This is a genomic window from Pseudomonas sp. W2Aug9 (assembly GCF_023127755.1).
Taxonomy (GTDB): domain Bacteria; phylum Pseudomonadota; class Gammaproteobacteria; order Pseudomonadales; family Pseudomonadaceae; genus Aquipseudomonas; species Aquipseudomonas synxantha_A.
In genome coordinates this window covers 348-18,396 of sequence record NZ_SPKL01000035.1, presented here as the reverse complement: position 1 = coordinate 18,396, position 18,049 = coordinate 348, and the positions used below count along the sequence as shown (strand labels likewise).

Genomic DNA, 18,049 nt, shown 5'->3' with positions numbered 1-18,049 from the left:
GCCATGTCTGCGCGCCTGCTCTATGTAATGGATCCGATGTGTTCCTGGTGCTGGGGCTTCGCCCCGGTCGCGCAGGCGCTGGTAGAGCAGGCCCAGGCGGCCGGCGTGGACGTGCACCTGGTGGTGGGCGGCTTGCGCACCGGCAGCGGTGCAGCGCTGGAGCCGACCACCCGGCGCTACATTCTTGAACACTGGCAAGCGGTCACCGAGGCCACCGGCCAGCCATTCAAGCGTGAGGGCGCATTGCCTGACGGGTTTGTCTACGACACCGAGCCTGCCTGCCGTGCCATCGTCACCGCGCGCAGCCTGGCGCCGGATTGCGCCTGGAAGCTGCTGGGGCTGATCCAGCGCGCGTTCTATGTCGAGGGACAGGACGTGACCCTCGCCCATGTGCTGGTGGACTTGGCCGAGCAGGCCGGTATTCCGCGTATCGAGTTTGCAGGCGAGTTCGACCGCGCCGAGCAGCATGCCGCCACGGCCGCCGATTTCACCTGGGTGCAGGATCTGGGGATCGCCGGTTTCCCGACGTTGCTCGCAGAGCGCAATGGCCAGTTGGCCTTGCTGACCAATGGTTACCAGCCGCTGTCCGAGCTGTCGCCGTTATTGGGTCGATGGCTGGAGCGAGCTGCCTGTGTATGAGCAACCTCAACGCACTGACCGCCTGACCTGGGCAGAGATTCGCCGTCTGGCGCTGCGCCACAAGAAAGCCCTGTGGATCGCCAATGGCGTGGCCGTGCTGGCGACGCTGTGCAGTGTGCCGATCCCCCTGCTGTTGCCATTGCTGGTGGACGAAGTGCTGCTGGGCCACGGCGATGCCGCGCTCAAGGTGATGAACCACGCGTTGCCCCTGGGTTGGCAGAAAGCCGCCGGCTACATCGGCCTGATGCTATTGGTAACGCTGGCCCTGCGCTGTGGTGCGTTGGTGTTCAACGTGGTGCAGGCGCGGCTGTTTGCGCGTCTGGCCAAGGACATCGTCTATCGCATCCGCGTGCGCCTGATCGAACGCCTCAAGCGGATCTCCCTGGGTGAGTACGAAAGCTTGGGTAGCGGTACGGTCACTACCCACCTGGTCACCGACCTGGACACCCTGGACAAATTCGTCGGCGAAACCCTCAGCCGTTTCCTGGTGGCGATGCTCACCCTGGTCGGCACGTCGGCAATCCTGGTGTGGATGCATTGGCAGCTGGCGCTATTGATCCTGTTGTTCAACCCGTTGGTGATCTACGCCACCGTGCAATTGGGCAAGCGCGTCAAGCATCTGAAGAAGTTGGAGAACGACAGCACCTCGCGCTTTACCCAGGCATTGACCGAAACCCTCGATGCCATCCAGGAAGTGCGCGCCGGCAATCGCCAGGGCTTTTTCCTTGGGCGCCTGGGCCAGCGTGCCCAGGAAGTGCGCGACTATGCGATTCATTCCCAATGGAAAACCGATGCTTCCAGCCGCGCCAGTGGGTTGCTGTTCCAGTTCGGTATCGACATTTTCCGTGCGGCAGCCATGCTTACGGTGCTGTTCTCCGACCTGTCCATCGGCCAGATGCTCGCCGTGTTCAGCTACTTGTGGTTCATGATCGGCCCGGTGGAACAACTGCTGAACCTGCAATACGCCTACTACGCCGCGGGCGGCGCGCTGACGCGGATCAACGAGCTGTTGGCACGCGCCGATGAGCCGCAGTACGCCGGTGGTGCCGACCCGTTTACCGGGCATGAGACTGTCGGTATCGAGGTGCGTGGCCTGGAGTTTGGCTACGGTGAGGACCTGGTGCTCGACCAATTGAACCTGGCGATCGCGCCGGGGGAGAAGGTGGCGATTGTCGGCGCCAGCGGTGGCGGCAAAAGTACCCTGGTGCAGTTGCTGCTGGGGCTCTACACACCACAGGCCGGCAGCATTCGTTTTGGGGGGGCCACCCAGCAGGAGATCGGCCTGGAAACCATTCGTGAAAACGTCGCCGTAGTCCTGCAACACCCGGCGCTGTTCAACGACACCGTGCGCGCCAATTTGACCATGGGCCGCACTCGCTCCGATCAAGCCTGCTGGCAGGCGCTGGAAATCGCCCAGCTGGATGCTACTGTCAGGGCGCTGCCCATGGGCCTGGACAGTGTGGTGGGGCGCTCGGGTGTGCGCTTCTCCGGTGGTCAACGGCAGCGCCTGGCCATCGCCCGCATGGTGCTCGCCGAGCCTAAAGTGGTGATTCTGGACGAAGCCACCTCGGCACTGGATGCGGCGACCGAGTACAACCTGCACCAGGCATTGGCGCGGTTTCTCAGCGGGCGTACTACACTGATCATCGCCCACCGGCTGTCCGCGGTGAAACAGGCTGACCGAGTACTGGTGTTCGATGGCGGGCACATCGCCGAGGATGGTGACCATCAGCAATTGATTGCCGACGGCGGGCTCTACGCCAAACTTTACGGACACCTGCAACAAGTGCGTTGATTTAGCTTAGGCTGTGCTATCGGAAGCGGATTTTCGCGTGCGTATCAAGCTGTGCATGTGTAAGGGACTTCATGAAGCAAAAGCGGACTCTCGGAACGCCACGGTTGTTGGGTATCGTCTGGCCCTTTATTGCCGTTGTCTTGTTCCAGGCATTGTTAGGCTGTGGCAGTCTCTACGTGCTCTCTGCGGTGCGTGGCTATGTGGCTGGCGAAAGCTTGTGGTCCAAGGGCCAGAAGGATGCCATCTATTACCTGACGCTGTATGCCGATAGCCGCGACGACGCCACCTATCTCAAATACCAGCATGCCATTGCCGTACCTCAAGGCGGGCATGAGCTGCGTGTGGCTCTGGATCGGGCCACGCCAAACCTGGCTGCCGCGCGCCTGGGCATCCTCAAGGGTGGCAATCACCCGGACGACGTCCCCAGCCTGATCTGGCTGTACCTCAACTTCCGCCATTTCAGCTACCTGGAAAAAGCCATTGAGCTGTGGACGGTGGGCGATGGCTACCTTGAGCAACTGGATGAACTGGCCCAGCAGATGCACAGCGCCATCAGCACCGATCAGGTCACCGAGCAGGATGTGCGCGCCTGGAAAGCGCGCATCATTGCCATCAACGAGGGTGTAACGCCGGCCGCCAAGGCGTTCAGTGATGCGCTGGGCGAAGGTTCGCGAATGATCCTGCGCCTGTTGTTGATCACCAACCTGGCCACCGCCCTGGGGCTGATCGTCCTGGCGCTGTTGCGTACCCACAAGTTGCTGGCCCAGCGCCACGCCTTCGCTGACGCGCTGCAGGCGGAGAAGGAGCGGGCGCAGATCACGTTGGAGTCGATTGGTGACGGGGTGATCACCACCGACGTCGACGGCGCCATTGCTTATATGAACCCCGCGGCCGAAGCGCTGACCCACTGGAAGTCCGAACAGGCCCAGGGCTTGCCGTTGGCGGCGTTATTCAAGTTGCTGGATGAAAACGCCGAGCCCGACGGCTTTACCTTGATTGAACACATCATCAAGGGCCAACTCAGTGGCGGCAGCGAGCATTCCAAGCTGATCCAGCGCCTGGACGGCAGCACCGTCTCGGTCACGCTGGTGGGCGCGCCGATCCGCAGTGCCGGCAAGGTCAGCGGTGCGGTGTTGGTGCTGCACGACATGACCCAGGAGCGCCAGTACATCGCCAACCTTTCGTGGCAGGCGACCCATGATGCCTTGACTGGCCTGGCCAATCGCCGCGAATTCGAGTTCCGTCTTGAGCAGGTACTGCAACAGGTGGCACGCCAGCAAAATGGGCGACATGCCTTGATGTTTCTCGACCTCGACCAGTTCAAGCTGGTCAACGACACCTGCGGCCATGCGGCAGGCGACGAACTCCTGCGCCACATCTGCGCGCTGTTGCAATCTGACTTGCGCGAGGGCGATACGTTGGCACGCCTGGGGGGGGACGAGTTCGGCATTCTGCTGGAGAACTGCCCGGCGCCGGTGGCGGAAAAGATCGCCGAGAGCTTGCGCCATACGGTGCAAAGCCTGCATTTTGTGTGGAAAGGCCGACCGTTCATGACCACCGTCAGCATCGGCCTTGTGCATATCTCGCAAACCCCAACCACCCTGGAAACCTCCCTGCGGGCGGCCGACATGGCCTGCTACATGGCCAAGGAAAAAGGGCGCAACCGCATACAGGTCTATCACGCCGATGATTCCGAGTTGTCGCTGCGCTTTGGCGAAATGGCCTGGGTGCAGCGCCTGCACATTGCCCTTGAGGAGGATCGGTTTTGCCTCTATGCGCAGGAAATCTCGCCGTTGGGCCACACCGAAGCCGGCAATGGGCACATCGAAATTCTTCTACGCCTGCATGACGAAGCCGGGCGCATCATTTTGCCCGACAGTTTTATCCCGGCAGCCGAACGATACGGTTTGATGACGTCGCTGGATCGTTGGGTGGTTGAAAACGTATTCAAGATCATTGCTCGATGCATGACTGAACGTCCGGGCCGTCCTATGGCCATGTGTGCGATTAATCTGTCAGGAATAACTATCGGTGATGACGATTTTCTAGGTTTTTTACGTGAGAAATTCGGTGCTTACAGCATTCCACCAGAAATGATTTGTTTTGAAATAACTGAAACCAGCGCTATAGCCAATTTGGGTAGTGCCATTCGATTTATTAATGAACTCAAAGCGTTAGGTTGCCATTTCTCACTCGACGACTTTTGCGCCGGAATGTCCTCATTCGCATATTTGAAACATTTACCTGTAGACTTCCTGAAGATCGATGGAAGTTTCGTAAAGGATATGCTGGACGACCCGATTAACCGCGCCATGGTCGAAGTGATCAACCACATCGGCCACGTCATGGGTAAGCGCACAATTGCCGAATTTGTTGAAACACCCCAGATCGAACAAGCGTTGCTTGAGATCGGTGTGGATTACGCTCAGGGCTACCTGATTGAACGCCCGCAATTGTTTACCTTTGATAGCTTGCAGTGTCGACCCGTGCGGCCTCAGCCCTTGGTGTTCAAGGCGCCCGGCACATTCCGCTGAAACATTTGCTGGTCTGTAAAATCACACTTAAAAAGGAGCCCTACAGTGATCGACACATTCAACAGAACCGGGCCGCTTATGGAAGCCTCTAGTTACCCAGCCTGGGCGCAGCAATTGATCCAGGCCTGTAGCGAGAGCAAGCGTCGGGTTGTCGAGCACGAACTGTATCAGCGTATGCGCGACAACGCCCTCAGCGCCAAGACCATGCGCCACTACCTCATTGGTGGTTGGCCGGTGGTGGAACAGTTTGCTTTGTACATGGCGCAAAACCTGACCAAGACCAAGTTCGCCCGCCACCCGGGTGAGGATATGGCGCGACGTTGGCTGATGCGCAACATTCGCGTGGAACTCAACCATGCTGATTATTGGGTGAATTGGGCGCGTGCCCATGGTGTCAGCCTTGAAGAGCTGCAAGCCCAGGACGTGCCGCCGGAACTGCATGCACTGAGTCATTGGTGCTGGCACACCAGCTCGGCGGATTCGTTGATCGTCGCGATTGCCGCCACCAACTATGCGATCGAGGGGGCGACTGGGGAGTGGTCTGCCGTGGTCTGCTCTACCGGTGTGTATGCCGACGCCTTCCCCGAGGAAGATCGCAAGCGGGCGATGAAGTGGCTGAAGATGCACGCCCAGTACGACGACGCCCACCCGTGGGAAGCCCTGGAAATCATCTGCACCCTGGCCGGGAACAACCCTGGCAAGGCCCTGCAGGAAGAGTTGCGCCAGGCAGTATGCAAAAGCTACGACTACATGTACCTGTTCCTGGAAAGCTGCATGCGCCTGGAGAACGTAGAGAAAGACAAAGAGAAGGCGCCAGCCATTCGCGAGCGCCCGGTGCGCGTTGCCAGCGAGGCGTGATGTAAACGTGATGGCGGGGACTTACCCCGCCATCGCCAAGCGGTTGCGGCCTTCGCGCTTGGCCACGTACAGCGCGTTGTCTGCCCGGCGCAGCAGGCTTTCAGCCGATTCGGCCGCCAGCAGCGTCGAGCAACCCAGGCTCACCGTCAATTCGACCCGCGTGCCTTCCACCCAATAGTCCTGGGCTTGTGCCGCCTGGCGCAAACGCTCACCGACCATCTTCGCTGCATCGCGTCCGGTGTTGGACAGCAGGATCAGAAACTCTTCCCCGCCAAACCGAAATACCATGTCGACGTTACGCAACTGGTGTTTGATCGCCCCCGCCACGGTGCGCAGCACGCTATCGCCGGCGGCGTGACCATGGGTGTCATTGATTCTCTTGAAGTGGTCGATGTCCAGCATCAGCACGGATAAGGGGTGCAGATGCCGCCTGGCCATGTCGATTTCCCGTTGCAGCGTCTGATCCATGGCCACGCGGTTACCGGTTTCGGTCAGCGAATCGCGCAGGGCGCTGCGGGTGGCTGCACGGTAGAGCAGGGCGTTACGCATCGGATACAGCAACGTCACCAGCAGGGATTCGAGCTGGCTCAGTTCCTCGTCGATCAACCGTTGGTTGCGGCGAAACACCAGTTCCCCAAGGTGCTCGCCTTCGTGGCTCAAGGTGTAGCTCACCGAATGGTGGCCACGATGACCGAACTCGAGGCGCAGGTCGCTGGCGGCATGGCGATACTGCAACGCGTCCAGCGGCACCAGGCGTTGTATTTCGCGAAAGAACAGGCCGAGGATGCGCTCCGGCTCCAGGCTGGTTTGCAACTGTTGGCTCAGTTGCTGGCACAGTTCGCTCAGGGTTGCGGGGCGGCGTGGACGCAGGGAAGGTTGACCAAATCCCAGGCGCTGCAATTTGGCAGTGTCGAAGTCAATCGCGTTGGTCTGGGTGGGTGTTTTCATAAGCGGGTGGCCTCTAAGCACTTGGCTGTCTTACAGGCGAGATGAGGGCGGCAAGTGCCAGGCGTCTTACTGTTCCTTCAGTTCCGTAAAACATGGGAGCAGTTTAAACCGCTTTGCATTGAGTTATAACCCCGGGGCACGTGCCGCACGTCTTGTCATCACTTAACCTGCTTGGCAAGTGTTACAGCGAGATTCGTGCCAAAGCCGTTTTGTTTTAAAAAGTTCTTATAAATCAAAAGACTGTAATTAAAGCAAAAATTATCTTTTAATTAATGGCGCCAGTTATTTGGCTGGTATGGGCCGGCGTTGCAGCCGACCCGTTCAACTTTAATGTCACGGTGGTTCGCGTTGTTTGTCGCGAACAAACAACGTCTCAAATAAACCTCACATAAATGACACCGCCTTCATCACGGCTGGACCAGCGTCGTGCGGTCGATCTGCGCGATGGAAGTGACTCCGGTCAGCGTCATGGCCACGCGCATTTCCTTGGCGAAGATATCCAGCACGTTCTCTACCCCACGTTGGCCTTCGGCGGCCAGCGCATAGGTGGTCGCGCGCCCCAGCAGGCACGCCTTGGCACCCAGGGCGAGCATACGCACCACGTCGAGCCCGGAACGAATGCCGGAGTCCACCAGCACGGTCAAGTCATCGCCCACCGCGTCGGCAATCGGCGGCAACGCCTTGGCGGTGGACAGCACGCCGTCGAGTTGGCGGCCGCCATGGTTGGACACCACGATACCGTCGGCACCGAAGCTCACCGCATCCCTGGCATCCTGAGGGTCGAGGATGCCCTTGATGATCATCGGGCCTTTCCAGAATTCGCGGATCCACTCCAGGTCTTTCCAACTGATCGACGGGTCGAAGTTGTTGGCAAGCCAGCCAATGTAGTCCTCCAGATGGGTGGGTTTGCCCAGGTACTTGGAGATATTGCCCAAGTCGTGGGGGCGGCCCATCAAGCCCACATCGAATGCCCATTGCGGCTTGGTGACCGCCTGCAGCATGCGCCGCTGCGCCGCGTACGGCCCGGACATGCCCGAGTGCGCATCGCGATAGCGTGCGCCGGGTGTGGGCATATCCACGGTGAACACCAGCGTGGTCACGCCGGCCGCCTGCGCTCGCTCCAGCGCATTGCGCATAAAGCCGCGATCCTTGAGCACATAGAGCTGGAACCAGATCGACTGCGGGCTCTGCGAGGCCACTTCCTCAATTGAACACACCGACACCGTCGACAGGCAGAAGGGGATGTTTTTGTTGGCAGCTGCCTTGGCCGCTTGCACTTCGCCGCGCCGCGCATACATGCCGGTCAGGCCGACCGGGCTAAGAATGACCGGCATCGCCAGTTCCGTGCCGAACAAGTTGGTGCTCAGGCTCAGGCTGTCGACATTGCGCAGGATGCGTTGGCGCAGGCTGATCTCGGCCAGGTCCGAACTGTTGGCGCGCAACGTGTGCTCGGCGTAGGCGCCGCCGTCGATGTAGTCGAACAGAAAGCGCGGCAACTTGCGCTTGGCCGCAGCGCGGTAGTCGGAAGCGGACGAGATGATCATCGACGGTGTCTCCACAGGGCAAAGTGCTACACGATAAGCAAAGTTGTGACATGATAAAAACAACTTTTATCACTGCTATCCAGTCGCAAAAGGAATACTGATGAACCTGCGAACATTGCGTGCGTTTGTCGAAGTGGTGCGCCAGGGCGGGTTCTCCCAGGCGGCCGAGGTGGTAGCGTTGACTCAGTCTACCGTCAGCAAGGCGATCAAGACGTTGGAAGACGAGCTGGGTACGCCGTTGCTCAACCGCCTCGGCCACAAGAACGAGCTGACCGCCGCCGGTGAAATCGCCTACCGCCGCGCCTTGGTGATACTCGCCGAACGCAACGACCTGATGGCTGAAATCAACGACCTGCGCGGTCTTACACGCGGCGTACTACGCATTGGCCTGCCGCCGGTGGGGTGCGGGGTGCTGTTTGCCGCCATGTTCGCCACGTACCGCAGCCGTTACCCGGACATCGACATTGAACTGACCGAGTACGGCAGTAAAAAACTGCGTGAATGCCTGGAAGCCGGGGAGGTCGATCTGGCCGCACTGCTGTTGCCGGTGGACGAAGGCTTTGACTACCAACCGGTACGCAACGAACCCCTGATCGCAGTACTGCCCATCAGCCATCCACTGGCCCGACGCAAGCGCATCGACTTCACGGACCTGGCGGACTCGCCGTTCATCCTGTTCGAAGCCGGTTTCGCCCTCAACGCCAAGATTCTCAGCGCGTGTGAGCGCAAAGGTGTGACCCCGAAAGTCACCGCCCGTAGCGGGCAGATCGACTTTATCGTCGACCTGGTCACCGCCGGCCTGGGCGTTGCCTTCCTGCCGCGAATGCTGGCGCACAAGCACCAACACGCCGGCATCGCCTTGATCCCCCTGGACGAACCCCACACCGACTGGCACATCGCCCTGGCCTGGCGCGCCAGCGCCCACCTGCCACCGGCGGCACGGGCCTGGCTGGATCTGGCGGCGGAACCGGCGTTTTCAAGCGGTCATGGCGGTAATTGAAGCGAATGTAACGCAAAGCTTGACTTCTTCTTTTTAATCAGTAACATACGGCGCATTCCGCGATAGCTCAGTTGGTAGAGCAAATGACTGTTAATCATTGGGTCCCTGGTTCGAGTCCAGGTCGTGGAGCCAGATAGAGAAAAGCCTGCAGAGATGCAGGCTTTTTTTTGCTTTGCGCCCAGCATGGGGCGCAATCTTGTGGGTAAAAGTTCCACCGTAAGCTGATCACAGCGAACGAAGTGAAGCGCAACTGCATGAGGGCGACCGAATGTGGGGAGCAAGCGTGAATCTAAACCGCGAACAGCGGGGGGCGTGGGTCAAGTCATTGCTACAGGGAGCTGACGCGCCGGTTAACCCGCCATACGAAGGTAGCTCCCAATCATTAGCTATCTGCCAACCATGAACGAAAACAATACGTACGCGCCTCAACTAGCGGCTTCTTTACCACTGACAGACTCGGCAGCCACATTGACGACCGGCTTGCCACGCAGCAGACGGCCATTGATTAAGGCGTACGCCATCAGACCAATCAGCAGCCCCCAGAACGCCCCGCCAATCCCGAACAACGTGATATTGGCCGCACTTGCCAGAAAGGTAATCAGCGAGGCTTCACGGGTTTTGGCGTCGGCCATCGCATTGGCCAGGCTGCCGCCAATGGTGCCCAGCAGGGCGAGCCCGGCCAGCGCCGTGATGAAAGCTGGCGGGAAGGCCATGAACACCGCTGCCAGGGTCACGCCGAATATCCCTACAAGGATGTAAAAGAAGCCCGCTGCAATACCGGCGATCCAGCGTTTGGAGGGCTCTTCGTGGGCTTCCTTGCCGGTGCAGATGGCGGCGGTAATCGCGGCGATATTGAATGCGTGGGAACCAAAGGGCGCCATAAGCAAGGAGCCCAACCCGGTAAGGGTCACGATTGGATTGGCACTGGTGCTGAACCCGTCATTGCGCAGCACCAGCATCCCAGGCATGTACTGGCCGGTCAGCGTGATCAGAAACAGCGGCAGCGCGATACTGAGCAAAGCGTTGAGCGAGAACTCTGGCCGGGTGAACACGGGTGCCGCGAGTTGCAGTGTCAGCCCAGACATATCCAGACGTCCCTGAAGCAGCAGCGCAACCACTCCCACTACCAGGATGCCCACTACTGCGTACCGTGCGGTAAAGCGTTTGAGCAGGATATATACGGTAATCAGCAAGCCGACCAGCATGGGATCAAGGCTTATGCCGCCAAACGCGCCGATGCCAAACTGCAGCAGGATACCGGCCAGCAGCCCCGCCGCCACACCCGGCGGTATCAGGCGGATGACTTTTTCGAAGTAGCCCGACAATCCCAGCAGCACAAAGGCGGCGGCCGAGATCATGTATGCGCCCACCGCTTCGGCATAGGGCGCGCTTGCCAGGGCGATCACCAGAAATGCCGCCGCCGGTGTTGACCAGGCGGTGATGATCGGTTCGCGAGAAACCCAACTGAGGAACAATCCGGTAACGCCCACACCAATCGATACGGACCACACCCACGAAGCGGTCAACTCCGGGCTTAACCCGGCGACCCTGGCCGCCTGGAACACCAGAATGAAGGTGCCGCCATAGTTGACGATGACCGAGATCAAACCGGCGAGAATCGGATGAAGCAGATCGCCGAGGCGAACAGATGACATGGATGTTGATGAAGACATGGCTTTACGTTGCTCCCTGCAAATGGCGATGAGCAGAGTCTACGGATAAACTGGCCTGCCTTTTCCGGCCAATTTATTCGCATAGGGCAGACCGCATGGCGAAAACCTTCGAGCTCGACACCTTGAAGATAAGGATCAATGACGCCGAGTTTCAGAAGCTGGACCTGCATCAGCGGATTCAGCGGGCCCTGCGTGCACTTATCCTTGAGGGCACCCTTGGGTCTGGCCTGAAATTACCGGCGACGCGGGTCCTGGCCAAGTCGCTTGGCGTGGCCCGCGACACGGTCGAGAACGCTTATGGGCAACTGCATCGTGATGGTTTCATCGTGCGACGTGAGGGGGCGGGAAGCTATGTCTGCGAAACGGTCGGCGCCCAATTGCGCGGTGCTGCACGTCGCCGTATCAAGGCGCAAGCCACCCGACCCAGTGAGGTGACGCCAGGAGTGGGCTTGAGTCAGCGCGGCATGATGATTTTCAACAGTGGTGGCGTTAACGATCAACAGACGGTTAAGGCCTTTGCTACAGGGCTGCCGGAAACCCGTACCTTCCCCACTGATGTATGGGAGCGCCTGCAACGCCACGTCATGAAGGACTATCGCAGTAACGTTCTTCTGCATGGCGACCCGCAAGGCGCTGAGCCTCTGCGCAAGGCCATCGCCACCTACTTGAACCTTGAACGCGCAGCCAAGTGCTCTGCCGACCAGATTCTGGTGTTGAGCAGTACGCGCCAAGCCCTGTTCCTGTGCGCCCAATTGCTGGTGGATGCGGGTAAACCGATCTTGTTGGAAAACCCCGGCTACTACGGCGCCAGAAAGGCCTTTGAAACGGCCGAGACCAAGGTCGTGCCCATAGAGGTCGATGGCCAAGGCATACGCACGGACTTGCTGCGAGCAGACCGCAGCGGCGCCGATTGCGTCTATGTCACCCCCTCGCATCAATACCCCACCGGAGCGACGTTGCCCCTGGAACGTCGGCTTGAGTTGATCAACTGGGCAGCCGAGCACGGCAAGTGGGTCATCGAGGACGACTACGACAGCGAGTTCCACTACGACGGGCTACCGACCGCCTGCGTGCAGGGCCTGGATAAATATCGGCGCACGATCTACCTCGGCACGTTCAGCAAAACGCTCTATCCGGGGTTGCGGATGGGCTATATGGTGCTGCCTGTCGAACTGGTCAAAGCCTTCACCTATGCGCGCAGCATGATGGACGGCCATACGCCGCAGGTCCTTCAATTGACCCTGGCGCGATTCATGGAGGACGGTCACTACAACGCCCATGTTCGGGCCATGCGCAAACTCTACGCCAGCCGCCGTGCAGTCATGCTCAATGCTATCAGCCAGCATCTGAACGGTATTGCGACGGCCTTGACCACCCAAGGTGGATTGCAGATTCCCTGCCTGCTGGCCGAGGGCTGGTCGGAAGAAAAGACCATCCGCCAAGCTGCCAGTGCGGGCGTGCAACTGCCCGGCCTCAGCCGGCTATACGCCGGCGAACAAAAGAAGCAAGGTTGGCTGTTAGGGTATTCGTCCTTGAGCGCATGTGAAATTGAATCTGCCATGCTGCGTCTGGCCAATGCGCTGAGCAATAAATAGGGCGCGCAAATGCATGGTGCGACAGGCATGAGTCCTGTCTAATCCCGCGCCTGGCCGGCCTCTGTCGATTCACCTTCATCGGCTCTATAACAACTGTCACCGCTGCGCCTGCCATCCGGGTAGACAATAAAGCCCCCGCGACCTTCGGGGCAGGCGTGCAGATACACCGGCGCCAGCTCTCGTTGCTTATCGACGTGGGCATTCAAGCGAGCAATATAGATACCCACCGAAACCGACACGCCAACAATCAGCACCACGCACGCGACCAACTGGGCGGCATAACTGGCGCCAATGTCGTCAGGACGCGCTGGCGACATAACTCGATCCTGTGCGCTCGGCATTCTGGCCAATCGGAAACCAGCCGCTGCCGCCCATGCGCCCCCGCTGAGCGTCCGGCGGCAGGAAACCCACCAGCAGGGCGAGGAAAATCAAGGCTAGCAGGGCACCTTTGATCATCGAAGACAGGTTCATGGCGAGGGCGAGCTCTGGATAAGAGAAGCCTTAGCTTAAGCAGCAGTGGGTTAACGTCAGGTAAACGTCAGCAGAAAGCAGCTCGAGTTCCGTTATCCTGCAAACCTCTGCGCACTCCCTGTTCGAGGTTTTCCCCGTGCATATCCACTTGCTGCTGGTCGAGGACAACCTTGATCTGGCCACCACCGTCATCGAGTATCTGGAGATCAGCGGCATTGTCTGCGACCACGTCAGTAATGGTCAGACCGGGCTTAACCTGGCGCTCAATCAGCATTACGACGTCATCCTCCTGGACATCATGCTGCCGCGACTGAACGGCCAGCAGGTATGCGATCGGTTGCGCCAGCAGGGCATCCAGACGCCGATCCTGATGTTGACCTCGCTGGACGCGTTATCCGACAAGCTCGCCAGTTTCGCTGCCGGAGCCGACGACTACCTGGTCAAGCCGTTCGAGCTGGCCGAGCTGGTCGCCAGGATTCGCGCCCTGAGCCTGCGCCGCAGCGGCCAGACCAGTCGCCTGCAAGTGGATGACCTGGTAATGGAGCTGACCACCCGCAAGGTCAGCCGCGCAGGGCAGGAGCTGCATTTGTCGCCCATCTGCTGGACCTTGTTGGAAAACCTGATGCGCGCAAGCCCACAGCCGGTCTCTCGAGAACGTCTGGAAGCGAAGATCTGGGGCGACGAGCCACCCGACACTGATACGCTCAAGGTGCATATGCATCGGTTGCGCAAGGCCGTGGACAAGCCTTTTGGCCGGCCGCTGATCCATACCCTGGCGGGTGTCGGCATTCAGGTAAAACCCCATGCGTAACGGCCTGAGTCTGAAGTGGGTAATCAGCGGCAGTTTCCTGTGCTTGATTGCGGTGGTGCTGGTGATCTACAGCAAGCTGCTGCCTGAATTTACCGTGCGCGGCCTGTTCTATACCGCCAGCGCGATGATGGAGGAGGAAGCTCAGTATTTTCTCCGGCACTACAAGCAGGACCCGACCACGCCGACGCCGCACAATTACTTCTATACCAGCGTCATCGGCAAGCAGGCATTGCCGCAGGACGTGCGTGAGTTGCTCGATACCCCACCGAGCCTGTCCTTCGGTGCGGTGAATATCTTCGGCGATCTCTATTCCGATGACGACGACGAGCCTTTCCAGATCATCCTCGAACAGCCCCTGGGTGACGGCAAAACCCTCTACATGTACGACATCGATCACGATAAGGAAGCCGGGGGTGAGGTCGAGACGCCGTTGTCTGACGCCTATTTCGATCAGGTCATAGAGAGTGTCAAGTTCATCAGCCTGGCGGTATTCGTGCCGGCGCTGATCATCATCGCCTTGCTGGTCTGGTGGCTGGTTCGGCCGCTGGGGCGTCTGGTGCAATGGTCCGGCACACTCAAAGACCCTGATGCCCTGGCCAGCACACGGCCGGGTTTCAGTTTCAAGGAGTTCAATATGCTGGCCGATGCCCTGGCCAAAAGTGTTGAGCAGGTGCAGGCCGCCAGCCAGCGTGAAGGCCGCCTGTTGCGCTACACCAGCCATGAACTGCGCACGCCACTGGCGGTGCTCAAGGCCAATATCGAATTGTTGGCCCTGCAATCGGGCGGTGTGCTGCCGCCTTCCTTGCAACGTATAGAACGCTCTGTGATGAACATGCAGCTGATTGCCGAGACATTGCTGTGGATGAGCCGCGAGCGTTCCGAATCGCTGCCCGAGCAAGACGTTAATCTGAGCGAGGTAGTCGGCGAACTGATTGAGAAGCACCGCTACCTGATCGGTAACCGCGATATCAAGCTAAGCATCGACATCCACACCGAACCTTGCCGACTGCCCCCTACGGCGTGTCGTATCGTGATCGGCAACTTCCTGCGCAATGCGCTGCAATACGCAGAAGAGGGCACGGTAGACATCAGTTTCGAATACCCGCGGCTGATGATTGCCAATCACGTCCGCGAGGCCAAGCCGCGACAGGAGTCCGACGATTTTGGGTATGGGCTAGGGTTGCAGTTGATGCGGCAATTGTGCGCAAAGCTGGGCTGGCAGATTGAAGTGATCCGTGAGCAACAGAGGTTTACGGTCATTCTTGATTTTACGAGCGTGCGAGCTGTCGAGTCAGAACATTAAAGGCAGATAGCGCTTCACAATAGCGACGGCTGGGTGGGGAGCGGTTTTTATACCCGCGCCTCAGCATCGCAGCGCCAGTGCGTCAGCACTGACACGCAAGAAGGGCGAGGGCGTTACAGCGTCTGCACAATGACCTGGCTTTTCAAGTCGTTGACCATGCCTTCAATCGCCGGTTGCATGGCCGCAAAATCCTCTGGGGTGCAGAGAATCTCTGGCTTGCTAAACACATACTTCGCCAATTCATTGGCTGACGTTCAAGGGTTATGAAGATTTTTTCAGGTTTCTCTCGCACGCAATGGGGGCCGAGATTTTCCTTTGAGTAAGACGTTTTCGAATTATTTTATTTAGCCCTGATTAATCAAAAAGTTAAACGCCTCGATTATGGTCATGGAGCGCAGGCGTGTTCTTTTTGACGGCCAATGATTTTTTCCCTTTCGTTTTATTCCAAACAGGTCTTTTACCGAAAAATCAGGACCATGCTTTATTGGTCGAACCAGGCGGAGGCCTTGGGCAATGCGGTCTTCGAAGCGGCAATCAAGCAACCGTTGTTTGAGTCAGCGGTGTCTTCAAAAGGATCAAACCCCATGGCATTCACCACGCTGATACTCGACGCGCCCGGTCCGCCGCTGCTCTATGAGGAAATCGATCGATTCCTTGAACTGGGCTTGCCGGTCGTCCTTAACCTCTATTATTTCACCGATAAACACAGCATCCAGCAGCACTACGGCGCACGCATCGGGTATGCCGATATCAACGGCCATGATGAGCGGGGTTTTATCGCAGCGGTGTATCAGGCTGGGGGTTACAGCGTGTTCAAGACGCGCTTGAACATCCCGCTGGGCGGCGAACTGATTCGCGCCGCCAGCTCACCCGGGTTGCCCACACCGCTGCGCGCCATCGCCCAGGCCGGGACCGGCCTCAACCATATTGACCGGCAGGCGTGCGAGCAGGCTGGGGTGACGGTCCTGCATACGCCGGGTTCCAACGCGACCGCTGTCGCTGAATACGTGTTGGCCCAGGCGTTGTTTCTGTCTCGGGATCTGGACCACTACAACGCGCAAACCCACCAAGGCCACTGGTCAAAAGGCACCTTGGCACCTGCTGCTGAATACGCCGAACTCACCCTCGGGCTGGTGGGCACCGGCAGCATTGCCCAGCAGGTGGCGTGCAAAGCCAGCGCCTTGGGGATCAAGGTGATTGCCACCGGGTCCGAGCGCTTTACCGAGCAGGAGGCGCGCCGCCTCGGGCTGCAACGCAGGCAAACCCTGGAACAGTTGCTGGATGAGGCCAATATCGTTTCGATCCATGTGCCGCTCACCCCGCAGACTCGCGGCTTATTCGGCAGCGCCGATTTCAAGCGGATGCGCCAGGGTTCGATACTGATCAATACCGCTCGCGGTGGCATCGTCGACGAGCAGCAACTGGCCGCCTTCATGATCCGGTTTCCCCGGCATATCAAGGCGGTCGCCATTGACACCTTCGCCCTGGAAAAAGGCCGTTTCAGCTCGCCGTTGGCGGGCATTGCCGGTGCGCAATTGACGCCGCATATCGCCGGCAATACCTCCACCGCAATCCGCACCGCTTCGCGGCGCATCGTCGACCACATCCACGCGTTCAGTCACGCCTTGCAGATGCCGTGTCGCTGATACCGCCTGTGCCGGCTGAGGGGCTAAGCGAGCTTCACATTCATGGTGATGTGGGCAGTGAAGACCTTGACGCCGCCCGCATCGAAGATCTCTACCGGCACGATCTTGTCGCCCGCGGTCTGCCAATCGATAGCGCTGCCATCGGCGACGGCGCGGATATCGGTTTTCGCCTTGGCCAGGTATTCCACGCTCATGCCCTTGGGAATCCAGCGTGCGCCAGCGGGGATCGACGCATCGGTCATCATGCCGCCGGCCAGTTCGGCGGCGTTGCACAGCGCAATGGCATGCACCGAAGCCAGGTGGTTGGTGATTTCCTTGCGAAACGGCACGGTGACCACTGCATGGTTGGGCTTGAGTTCCGCGATCTCGGGAGTGATGGTGCTGAAGTAGGGTGCCATCTGGCACGCCAGGTTGCTGAATGCGGCAGGGCCTACGCTATTGAACATGCTCAGTGCTTGGCTCATACGAATATCCTCAAGGCTTAGTTGCGGAATAATATTCCGTAACAGAACAATATTCTGTAGATTCCGTGCCTGTCAACCCGAGCTTTCTCTGGCGGTCGCTCAGCCTATAAACTGTTTTGATTTGGCGTTCCCCCCATGCACTCCATCGATCTCATCGAGCGCACCTTCCCCGGCAGGCGCAGCGACCTCAAGCGCACCATCCTGCGTGAGGCGCTGGCCTGTTTTAACGAGGCAGGCATCGAGGCGACCAACATCGAGACCATCCGTGCGCGCTGCGACACCAGCGTGGGCGCTATCTATCACCACTTCGGCAACAAGGAAGGGCTGGTCGCCGCGCTGTTCTTTGCTGCGCTGGAAGACCAGGCCAGCCTGCGTGACCACTACCTGCAAGCGGCGGATACGGCCCACGCCGGTGTGGTCGGCCTGGTGTACAGCTACGTTGAATGGGTCACCGCCCAGCCGGACTGGGCGCGGTTTGTTTTCCAAAGCCGTTTTGCCGTGTCCAACGGCCCGTTCAAGGACGAGTTGATTGCGCGCAACAAGCAGCGCAACCAGCAGTTGAAGGAGTGGATGGGCGGGGAAGGGCGCAAGGAACACTTCAGCCATTTGCCCGCAGAACTTATCCCTTCGTTGATCATTGGCGCGGCGGAAAGCTACTCCCGTGCGTGGCTGTCGGCGAAGGTCAAAAAGAGCCCCTTTGAGTACCGTGAGCTGCTGGCTGAAGCGGCGTGGAGCTCGATCAGCCAGCGTTAGTCATTCCTCCTCATC

At 59.2% G+C, this 18,049-nt stretch carries 16 protein-coding genes and 1 tRNA gene; 11 read left to right on the top strand and 6 right to left on the bottom strand.

What is annotated here, in order from left to right:
* Positions 1–3: 3 nt before the first annotated feature.
* The 4 genes from E3O56_RS20920 (at position 4) to E3O56_RS20905 (ending at position 5,826) form a co-directional block, all read left to right on the top strand.
* Positions 4–639: a DsbA family protein gene (locus tag E3O56_RS20920; RefSeq protein ID WP_078821909.1), complete on the top strand. Its 636-nt coding sequence runs from the start codon at positions 4–6 to the stop codon at positions 637–639.
* Positions 632–2,434 carry an ABC transporter ATP-binding protein gene (locus E3O56_RS20915; RefSeq protein ID WP_005789883.1) on the top strand — a complete coding sequence of 601 codons (1,803 nt, stop codon included), beginning with the start codon at positions 632–634 and terminating at the stop codon, positions 2,432–2,434. Before E3O56_RS20920 ends, E3O56_RS20915 begins: the two co-directional genes overlap by 8 nt.
* A gap of 71 nt (positions 2,435–2,505) precedes the next feature.
* Positions 2,506–4,968: an EAL domain-containing protein gene (locus E3O56_RS20910; protein ID WP_032880164.1), complete on the top strand. Its 2,463-nt coding sequence runs from the start codon at positions 2,506–2,508 to the stop codon at positions 4,966–4,968.
* Positions 4,969–5,013: 45 nt separating this feature from the next.
* On the top strand, positions 5,014–5,826 hold the full coding sequence (locus E3O56_RS20905) for an iron-containing redox enzyme family protein (protein ID WP_032880165.1): 813 nt from the start codon (positions 5,014–5,016) through the stop codon (positions 5,824–5,826).
* A 21-nt stretch (positions 5,827–5,847) separates the two neighbouring features.
* On the opposite strand, the gene E3O56_RS20900 is transcribed toward E3O56_RS20905, so the two are convergent.
* Positions 5,848–6,774, bottom strand: coding sequence for a GGDEF domain-containing protein (locus E3O56_RS20900; RefSeq protein ID WP_005789880.1), 927 nt, complete (start codon positions 6,772–6,774; stop codon positions 5,848–5,850).
* 407 nt (positions 6,775–7,181) lie between these two features.
* Positions 7,182–8,318, bottom strand: a complete 1,137-nt coding sequence (gene lldD / locus E3O56_RS20895) for an FMN-dependent L-lactate dehydrogenase LldD (RefSeq protein WP_032880167.1) — start codon at positions 8,316–8,318, stop codon at positions 7,182–7,184.
* 100 nt (positions 8,319–8,418) lie between these two features.
* Here lldD and E3O56_RS20890 point away from each other — a divergent pair, with 100 nt between their 5' ends.
* Both E3O56_RS20890 and E3O56_RS20885 read left to right on the top strand, forming a co-directional pair.
* Positions 8,419–9,318: a LysR family transcriptional regulator gene (locus E3O56_RS20890; protein ID WP_078821905.1), complete on the top strand. Its 900-nt coding sequence runs from the start codon at positions 8,419–8,421 to the stop codon at positions 9,316–9,318.
* A gap of 56 nt (positions 9,319–9,374) precedes the next feature.
* Positions 9,375–9,450: transfer RNA gene (locus E3O56_RS20885), tRNA-Asn, on the top strand.
* Between the two features lie 293 nt (positions 9,451–9,743).
* On the opposite strand, the gene E3O56_RS20880 is transcribed toward E3O56_RS20885, so the two are convergent.
* Positions 9,744–10,991, bottom strand: a complete 1,248-nt coding sequence (locus E3O56_RS20880; RefSeq protein WP_216091854.1) for a benzoate/H(+) symporter BenE family transporter — start codon at positions 10,989–10,991, stop codon at positions 9,744–9,746.
* A 95-nt stretch (positions 10,992–11,086) separates the two neighbouring features.
* Between E3O56_RS20880 and E3O56_RS20875 the strand changes: the two genes are divergently transcribed.
* Entirely contained in the window at positions 11,087–12,586 is a 1,500-nt protein-coding gene (locus E3O56_RS20875) for a PLP-dependent aminotransferase family protein (protein WP_248128935.1), read from the top strand.
* Positions 12,587–12,624: 38 nt separating this feature from the next.
* Here E3O56_RS20875 and E3O56_RS20870 read toward each other — a convergent pair whose 3' ends face one another.
* Both E3O56_RS20870 and E3O56_RS20865 read right to left on the bottom strand, forming a co-directional pair.
* Positions 12,625–12,903, bottom strand: a complete 279-nt coding sequence (locus tag E3O56_RS20870) for a hypothetical protein (protein ID WP_032880171.1) — start codon at positions 12,901–12,903, stop codon at positions 12,625–12,627.
* Positions 12,884–13,057 carry a hypothetical protein gene (locus E3O56_RS20865; RefSeq protein ID WP_164365968.1) on the bottom strand — a complete coding sequence of 58 codons (174 nt, stop codon included), beginning with the start codon at positions 13,055–13,057 and terminating at the stop codon, positions 12,884–12,886. Before E3O56_RS20865 ends, E3O56_RS20870 begins: the two co-directional genes overlap by 20 nt.
* A 136-nt stretch (positions 13,058–13,193) precedes the next feature.
* Here E3O56_RS20865 and E3O56_RS20860 point away from each other — a divergent pair, with 136 nt between their 5' ends.
* The 3 genes from E3O56_RS20860 to E3O56_RS20850 all read left to right on the top strand — a co-directional run bounded on the left by E3O56_RS20860 (position 13,194) and on the right by E3O56_RS20850 (position 16,817).
* Positions 13,194–13,868, top strand: coding sequence for a response regulator transcription factor (locus E3O56_RS20860; protein ID WP_078821902.1), 675 nt, complete (start codon positions 13,194–13,196; stop codon positions 13,866–13,868).
* A complete protein-coding gene (locus tag E3O56_RS20855; protein ID WP_032880173.1) occupies positions 13,861–15,171 on the top strand; it encodes a HAMP domain-containing sensor histidine kinase in 1,311 nt (436 codons plus the stop codon). Before E3O56_RS20860 ends, E3O56_RS20855 begins: the two co-directional genes overlap by 8 nt.
* A gap of 584 nt (positions 15,172–15,755) precedes the next feature.
* Positions 15,756–16,817, top strand: coding sequence for an NAD(P)-dependent oxidoreductase (locus E3O56_RS20850; RefSeq protein WP_248128934.1), 1,062 nt, complete (start codon positions 15,756–15,758; stop codon positions 16,815–16,817).
* A 23-nt stretch (positions 16,818–16,840) separates the two neighbouring features.
* Here E3O56_RS20850 and E3O56_RS20845 read toward each other — a convergent pair whose 3' ends face one another.
* A complete protein-coding gene (locus tag E3O56_RS20845; RefSeq protein ID WP_005789870.1) occupies positions 16,841–17,281 on the bottom strand; it encodes a hotdog fold domain-containing protein in 441 nt (146 codons plus the stop codon).
* 135 nt (positions 17,282–17,416) lie between these two features.
* Between E3O56_RS20845 and E3O56_RS20840 the strand changes: the two genes are divergently transcribed.
* Positions 17,417–18,034: a TetR/AcrR family transcriptional regulator gene (locus E3O56_RS20840; RefSeq protein WP_005789869.1), complete on the top strand. Its 618-nt coding sequence runs from the start codon at positions 17,417–17,419 to the stop codon at positions 18,032–18,034.
* Positions 18,035–18,049: the final 15 nt, after the last annotated feature.

Excerpts from the sequence above, each read along its gene's own strand:
- E3O56_RS20920 (WP_078821909.1), top strand. The coding sequence starts at position 4 with ATGTCTGCGCGCCTGCTCTATGTAATGGATCCGATGTGTTCCTGGTGC.
- E3O56_RS20910 (WP_032880164.1), top strand. The coding sequence starts at position 2,506 with ATGAAGCAAAAGCGGACTCTCGGAACGCCACGGTTGTTGGGTATCGTC.
- E3O56_RS20900 (WP_005789880.1), bottom strand. The coding sequence starts at position 6,774 with ATGAAAACACCCACCCAGACCAACGCGATTGACTTCGACACTGCCAAA.
- lldD (WP_032880167.1), bottom strand. The coding sequence starts at position 8,318 with ATGATCATCTCGTCCGCTTCCGACTACCGCGCTGCGGCCAAGCGCAAG.
- E3O56_RS20890 (WP_078821905.1), top strand. The coding sequence starts at position 8,419 with ATGAACCTGCGAACATTGCGTGCGTTTGTCGAAGTGGTGCGCCAGGGC.
- E3O56_RS20880 (WP_216091854.1), bottom strand. The coding sequence starts at position 10,991 with ATGTCTTCATCAACATCCATGTCATCTGTTCGCCTCGGCGATCTGCTT.
- E3O56_RS20875 (WP_248128935.1), top strand. The coding sequence starts at position 11,087 with ATGGCGAAAACCTTCGAGCTCGACACCTTGAAGATAAGGATCAATGAC.
- E3O56_RS20870 (WP_032880171.1), bottom strand. The coding sequence starts at position 12,903 with ATGTCGCCAGCGCGTCCTGACGACATTGGCGCCAGTTATGCCGCCCAG.
- E3O56_RS20865 (WP_164365968.1), bottom strand. The coding sequence starts at position 13,057 with ATGAACCTGTCTTCGATGATCAAAGGTGCCCTGCTAGCCTTGATTTTC.
- E3O56_RS20855 (WP_032880173.1), top strand. The coding sequence starts at position 13,861 with ATGCGTAACGGCCTGAGTCTGAAGTGGGTAATCAGCGGCAGTTTCCTG.
- E3O56_RS20850 (WP_248128934.1), top strand. The coding sequence starts at position 15,756 with ATGGCATTCACCACGCTGATACTCGACGCGCCCGGTCCGCCGCTGCTC.
- E3O56_RS20845 (WP_005789870.1), bottom strand. The coding sequence starts at position 17,281 with ATGAGCCAAGCACTGAGCATGTTCAATAGCGTAGGCCCTGCCGCATTC.
- E3O56_RS20840 (WP_005789869.1), top strand. The coding sequence starts at position 17,417 with ATGCACTCCATCGATCTCATCGAGCGCACCTTCCCCGGCAGGCGCAGC.